Origin of the sequence: Citrobacter sp. Cb080 (genome assembly GCF_030334745.1) — a bacterium.
Classification (GTDB): Bacteria; Pseudomonadota; Gammaproteobacteria; order Enterobacterales; family Enterobacteriaceae; genus Citrobacter; species Citrobacter braakii.
Genome location: NZ_JAOWDG010000079.1, coordinates 71,525 through 78,114, shown reverse-complemented (window position 1 = coordinate 78,114; position 6,590 = coordinate 71,525). Strand labels below are relative to the sequence as shown.

Here is a 6,590-nt window from a genome sequence, read left to right as displayed (position 1 = left end):
CCACTGTTCGTCCATTTCCGCGCAGACGATGACGTCACTGCCCGGCTGTATGCGCGAGGTTACCGACTGCGGCCTGAGTTTTTTAAATGGCGGAAAATCGTGTTGAGGCCAACGCCCATAATGCGGGCGGTTGCCCGGCATCCAACGCCATTCATGGCCATATCAATGATTTTCTGGTGCGTACCGGGTTGAGAAGCGGTGTAAGTGAACTGCAGTTGCCATGTTTTACGGCAGTGAGAGCAGAGATAGCGCTGATGTCCGGCAGTGCTTTTGCCGTTACGCACCACCCCGTCAGTAGCTGAACAGGAGGGACAGCTGATAGAAACAGAAGCCACTGGAGCACCTCAAAAACACCATCATACACTAAATCAGTAAGTTGGCAGCATCACCTGCAACGTCATTTCTCTAAGATCAAAGATCCCAAAATTCGCCTCAAGACTCAGAAACAACGCAGACAGAAAGCCCGACAGCAGGTCGATGATGCACGCTTTAATGATAAACCCCGTGACACTGCCGAACTGAAAGCACAACGTGCAGCAGAGAAGCAGAGAGCAAAGGATGAAAAAGCAAATCTGAGAGCACAGCAACAGCTACAAAAGCGTCACGAGACAGCAGAACTCAAGCTACGCCATGCAGGTCTTCAGGTGTCCGGTATTAAAGGTAAATATGGACTTAACACTAAACAGCATTATGAAGCGTTACGTTTCATCCAGAAGCAAACAGAAGAGTATGCAAAAGGCAATATTAGCTCACAGCGTATGAATGCCCTGATCCGCGAGCGTACTACGCTTTTACGTAGAGAAGCTGCACAACAGGCTAAAGTTGTTCAAGCACAGCGTACACAGTATGCAGCGGCAACAGAGAAGCTTAAACATTCTAAAGCAAGTCATTCCCTAGGAATGGGAAATATATTGGGTAGTGTTGTATTGACAGCAGGATCTCTGGGCGTGGGACAACGCATTATTGATAAAGGGAATGAAAATCTTGAACTTATCCGAATGTCTCAGCGTACCAGGCTAAACCCGAATGCTGTTAAAACGATTGTAACTTGGGGGAAGCAAAATGGCGTGGACAGTGCGTCTGTGGACAAGATCACCGATGGTTTTGGGAAAGATACCCGAGAGAAAATCAGTGAAACCCTTATGAATAGCCAATTTGATCAGAAGTCTGGGAAATGGAAGGGCGGCAACACAAATACTGAAGAAATCCTTAACAAGTTTGGTTGGAGTAAGTCCAATATTGTCCAATATGAAGAGAGCCCTCTCGATTTTTTACAGGCAGTAGTAAATGAAGGTCAGCGTCGTGGAATGAAAGACGGGGAGTTAGCCCACCTTCTGGAAAACATCTTCGACGATGGGGCGCACTATATAGACCTCTTCAAGAACAACGGCGAGCAGTTTAATGCCACCCTGAAAGGGCTTGTTGATTCAGGGCAAACACTATCAGATGATCAGATAACCCTTACTTACAAGTTTGGTGATCTATCTGTGGCTATGGGGAACTTGCTCAACGGTGTAGATAATCAGATGTTTACGGGCTTCATGCGTGGTTTTGCTGATAGTGGTGATGAACTTGTGAAAAATACACAGGTGATTAACCAGAGTGCAGGGCTGTTAGGTGAGGGGCTGGGCAATCTGGCATCTCAGGTGACGGGGTTTGTTTCTGAGATCTCAGGTGTAGTGGCTGATCTGAATAGTGCTCTACGCCAGCGCTTCCCTGAATGGTTTTTTGATACACAAAAGCCAGCAGCCCAGGCTCTATACGATGGCGCTGTTACTGGATCTGCCAATGATGCTGCACAGTGGATCGCTGATAGAACTGGGTTTGATACCCGTGCAGTGGGTCCAGTGGTTATGGATTGGCTGGGTATTGGAAGTCAGCAAGCAGAAACAGCAGCTAATCAATATAGCCTGTCTGGTGAGTCGCTACGTGAAAGTACAATGATACTTGGCAGCGGTAATGCGCCAGCTTATAACCTTTCCCCTGTATTCAATCTAACGGTAGCGACGGAAGTACCGCTAACGATTCAATCTGACACAGGTCGCTTGAGTGAGTATGTGGATTTTACGGCGAGAAGCTCGCAAGCCAGTTTCATGCAATCGCTTACGCTTTCAATGATGAGTGGGCAAAGTAGCACTGGCGGTTGATATATCAAAGGAGCTTCGGCTCCTTTTTCTTTGCGTAAAATATGATCAACACCTACGGTTAAAGTGATGCACATGGTGTACAACAAAGTAGGTTACAATGTGGTGAACATCGCGTATAATGGCTTTCATCTAAACATGCTAATGTATTGATTTATAAAGATTTGCTGATCATATATCGACGCCTGTGAAGGCGCACAAGGTAAATATTAAATCCTTTAAAATCAATGACTTAATATCATTCAGTTAACGGCTGTTACCAGATTGTGTGACAGCCAATAGCCACACCTCGACTCTCATGGTGTATGTACACCATTCCCTTCAATATTACGCTTATGCCAAATGGCTCTGCACGTTGACTTATCATCGACGACCTGAATGGTTTCTTATACCTAAAGCAGATAGTTGCATATACTATGCTCGATAGTTAACCTGAGATAAATCTTGGGATGCAAGAGTTATGATGATGTCTGCAAAATCCAAACGAACATACAAGTATGGGGATCAACCTATAAGAATAACTACTGTACAAGTTGTCGCAGAACAGTTCGGAGGTGCTGCAACGGCTAATCAAGTGGATGATTATCTTAGAGGGATATTCCCGCATTATAAAGACGATACTCGCCTTAACCTTATTGTAAACACGGTTAACTGCAATCGGAGCTACTGGAGTTTCAACAAAACAGCCAGACGAACGGATAATGTAACCCATCGTCATCACCAGTATGACCGCTTATTCAAGCGAGGGAACATTTTTGAAATCTATGAACCCTCAGTTCATGGTATTTGGGAGTTATACCAGGATCAACAAGGCAAATGGTGTTACCGCAAGGTAAAATCTGAGTTTGAAAAGGCTGTTGATGCTGCGTCAGAACTGCTCCCGTCAGAACGCAAAGAGATTTTAGAAGCTGAGAGTAAAACTCCTGAGCTAATCGAGGTTACAACGCGAGTTTATAAGCGAAGCCCCTATGTAGTTGCTGAAGTTCTTTTAAGAGCTAATGGTAAGTGCCAAAGCTGTCAGCGTGATGCACCTTTCCTGAAAGAAGATGGTACTCCATTTCTTGAGGTTCACCACATTGAGTGGCTTTCTAAAGGGGGAGAGGATTCCGTGGAAAATGCTATAGCATTATGTCCAAATTGCCATAGGCAAGCTCATCATGGTGTTTTGGAATTAGTGGCGGTTAACAAGCAAGATTGAACACAACTTTTCGCTCAGGATGTCCATGAAAAAACTCGAATGGGGTAAATACGCGCTGATCTATCTTGCGGGGTTTCTGACCAGTTTCAGTGGAGCTTTAGATAGTTTAGTGAGAATTCCTTCCTCCTATAAAGAATTAAAGAATACGTACATCTACGATAGCGAATTTTTAACAGGTCAATGGTCAACAAATGCTGAATACTCAGCGGACAGTGGCGAACTGGGATTAGATCCTTCACAACCAAAGATGACTTTGAGTATGGAGGCATCCGAGGACGGAAGCGCTAGCGGTGAAATGATGAGTGAAAAAATCTGTGATGCTCTACCGCTTACTTGGGACATTAGGCTTGAAGCAGACGCGCCGACATTCCGTGATTTCTTCCTTAACCGAAAGTTTTATTTGAAGCAGTTGCATGAAGGCAAAATGCAAACTGTTGCAGTATTGGAATTAATTAACGAGGATAGAAAGCGTGGTGCAATGACGTTTAAAGTTGTTGGTGATGGTACAGGTGCATTACCGAAGCAAATAACATTGGCTAAAAACCTCCCTCAGTTTAAGTCTGATTTCAAAGAGTTGTCCGATTATTGTGCAGAATCACCAACGAAATTCTGGAAGGATTATTATCAGAGGCAAGGCAAAAAGTTTCCATGATAAAGGGGGAATGCGTCCCCTTACGTGTTATCGGCTATCCTCTCAAAGCCTGTAACCACATCATAAGCAAATGAAGCTGGCTTCCTGTCATAGCTGGCAATACAAGAGAAAATGTGATGAAAATATTAGCTCTACTTGTTTGTTTTATAAGTTCTTTGGCATTTGCTGATGAGACAGGAGGTACTCAAAAAACGAAGATTGTTGTACCACCTGATTTCTTGAAACAGTTCTTCACCATAACCAGCGTGAAAATTTCAACACTAGATGGTTATGTCTCGATAGTGGAAACAGGAAACAAGGTCGTTAAACTTCCTGCGCAACGTATAGATTCTCTCAACTATACAGTGAGAGTTGATTCAACTGATGCAGATTTTATCAATGATGTGGCTAGTAGTGACCACGGTATAAAAGGGATATTGGTTTGTAATAACCCTTCAATAAGATCACTGATTATGAGTAAAAATGCCGTTGTTTTAGTATCCGTTGAGAATAAAGAGGGGGAACCTATGTCTGTGACGCTATATGACAGCAAAAGTTGCAAGAAAAAATCGAATGCTTAGGGGTACTGTTGGTTCTTGGTTCATCGAGCGGATATGCTGAATCCTAAAAACATGCTCATTATAAGGATAGTCAGCACAGCAATATGTGAACATCTACTCCATTGTGGCAAGAAGGGGAGCTTTACGTTTTCTATCTACTAATTGCAGAAGGAGGGCTGGGGAAAACTGAGAACACTACAAGGCAGGTAGTCATCCACCCTAAGTTAATCGAATGGGGTTTCAAGGAGTACGTTGATCGCCAGTGGAAAGAGCGAATATTCTCAGAAGTGGCAGGTACGAACATGACAAAGATCGGCAAAGTGTTTGCGGATCTGCGTGATCATCTTGGTATCCCTTGTCTTGATGATTATGGACAACGGCAGTTATTGCATTCCATTCGACACTCGGTCTGTTCTTCGGCAATGGCTGGTTGGGTCTCTAACATTCTTCAACTGCAACAGACGGTAGGTCACGAGAAGAGCGGGGGGATCACTAAACGCTATTTACATACGTTCCCTTTATCCTCAGTTGCTTATGTGATTGATGGCATTAACTGGAAAGCCTAATTGAACATCGATCTACAAATGCTACGTTTTTTGAGATTGTATCAGTTCTACTGATCACTGTGCTAAATAGGTTCTATTATTTGGCGTTTCATCAGGTGCTATAGCTTGAAAGCTATAAAAATGTGCGATGGTTCTAAAACTAGATAGCATCTTCTTGCTTTCAGGGCTGTTGCAGGCGCAAAACCAATAAGAAGGGTGATATTTACATTAAGTAACCACTAGATGCGGTAAGGGTAGTGAATGTCAACCTTTGTGTTGATTTAGATAGTTTGACCTGCTCCCCGTTGATTAGTACACCCCGATGTTAGTAATGTCTTCATAAGCCACATGAGGACATCCCCATGAAGAAGCGTTTTTCCGACGAACAGATCATCAGTATTCTCCGCGAAGCCGAAGCTGGGGTACCCGCCCGTGAACTCTGCCGCAAGCATGCCATTTCCGATGCCACGTTTTACATCTGGCGTAAGAAGTATGGCGGTATGGAGGTGCCTGAAGTTAAGCGCCTGAAGTCGCTTGAGGAAGAGAACGCCAGACTCAAGAAGCTGCTTGCCGAAGCCATGCTGGATAAAGAGGCGCTTCAGGTGGCTCTTGGGCGAAAGTACTGACGACAGACCAGAAGCGGGAAGCCGTGATGTTGATGTGTGATGCGACCGGTCTGTCGCAACGTCGTGCCTGCAGGCTTACAGGTTTATCCCTGTCGACCTGCCGCTATGAGGCTCACCGTCCGGCTGCTGATGCGCATTTATCAGGGCGCATCACTGAGCTGGCACTGGAGCGCAGGCGTTTTGGCTACCGTCGTATTTGGCAGTTGCTGCGCCGTGAAGGGCTTCATGTTAATCATAAGCGCGTGTACCGGCTTTATCACCTCAGTGGCCTGGGCGTAAAACGCAGAAGACGTCGTAAAGGGCTGGCAACAGAACGTCTGCCGCTGCTCCGTCCGGCGGCGCCCAATCTGACCTGGTCGATGGATTTCGTCATGGACGCACTTTCCACCGGTCGCAGGATCAAGTGTCTTACCTGCGTCGATGATTTCACAAAGGAATGCCTGACGGTCACTGTTGCCTTTGGGATTTCAGGCGTTCAGGTCACGCGTATTCTGGACAGCATTGCACTGTTTCGAGGCTATCCGGCGACGATAAGAACTGACCAGGGGCCGGAGTTCACTTGCCGTGCACTGGATCAATGGGCCTTTGAGCATGGTGTTGAGTTGCGCTTAATCCAGCCGGGCAAGCCAACGCAGAACGGATTTATTGAGAGCTTTAACGGACGATTTCGCGATGAATGTTTGAATGAGCACTGGTTCAGCGATATCGTTCATGCCAGGAAAATTATTAATGACTGGCGGCAGGATTATAACGAATGCCGCCCGCACTCCACGCTGAATTATCAGACACCGTCTGAATTTGCAGCGGGCTGGAGAAAGGGTCATTCTGAGAATGAAGATTCCGACGTTACTAACTGAGTGTTGTATCTAATCGTGGGGGCAGGTCA

At 45.5% G+C, this 6,590-nt stretch carries 5 protein-coding genes and 2 pseudogenes; 6 read left to right on the top strand and 1 reads right to left on the bottom strand.

All coding sequences use genetic code 11. The features are described 5' to 3' along the window. Positions 1 to 335, bottom strand: a pseudogene (locus OGV38_RS18790) (IS1-like element IS1B family transposase); the annotation flags it as partial. Between the two features lie 309 nt (positions 336 to 644). On the opposite strand from OGV38_RS18790, the gene OGV38_RS18785 reads away from it, so the two are divergent. The 6 genes and pseudogenes from OGV38_RS18785 to OGV38_RS18760 all read left to right on the top strand — a co-directional run bounded on the left by OGV38_RS18785 (position 645) and on the right by OGV38_RS18760 (position 6,561). Next, complete coding sequence (locus tag OGV38_RS18785; protein ID WP_286474411.1) at positions 645 to 2,147, top strand: hypothetical protein; 1,503 nt, start codon at positions 645 to 647, stop codon at positions 2,145 to 2,147. Positions 2,148 to 2,610: 463 nt separating this feature from the next. Further along, on the top strand, positions 2,611 to 3,342 hold the full coding sequence (locus OGV38_RS18780; protein ID WP_046671245.1) for an HNH endonuclease: 732 nt from the start codon (positions 2,611 to 2,613) through the stop codon (positions 3,340 to 3,342). Positions 3,343 to 3,367: 25 nt separating this feature from the next. Next, the gene (locus OGV38_RS18775) at positions 3,368 to 3,994 is read left to right on the top strand and encodes a hypothetical protein (RefSeq protein ID WP_227093137.1); all 627 of its coding nucleotides are present in this window, start codon (positions 3,368 to 3,370) and stop codon (positions 3,992 to 3,994) included. 116 nt (positions 3,995 to 4,110) lie between these two features. Beyond that, entirely contained in the window at positions 4,111 to 4,554 is a 444-nt protein-coding gene (locus tag OGV38_RS18770; RefSeq protein WP_286474404.1) for a hypothetical protein, read from the top strand. 128 nt (positions 4,555 to 4,682) lie between these two features. After that, positions 4,683 to 5,099, top strand: a pseudogene (locus tag OGV38_RS18765) (site-specific integrase); the annotation flags it as partial. A 341-nt stretch (positions 5,100 to 5,440) separates the two neighbouring features. Beyond that, positions 5,441 to 6,561 (top strand): IS3-like element ISSen4 family transposase gene (locus tag OGV38_RS18760; protein ID WP_096147877.1). Its coding sequence is split into 2 segments (ribosomal slippage): positions 5,441 to 5,699 and positions 5,699 to 6,561, totalling 1,122 coding nucleotides; the frame shifts between segments, so codons are not numbered across the junction. Positions 6,562 to 6,590: the final 29 nt, after the last annotated feature.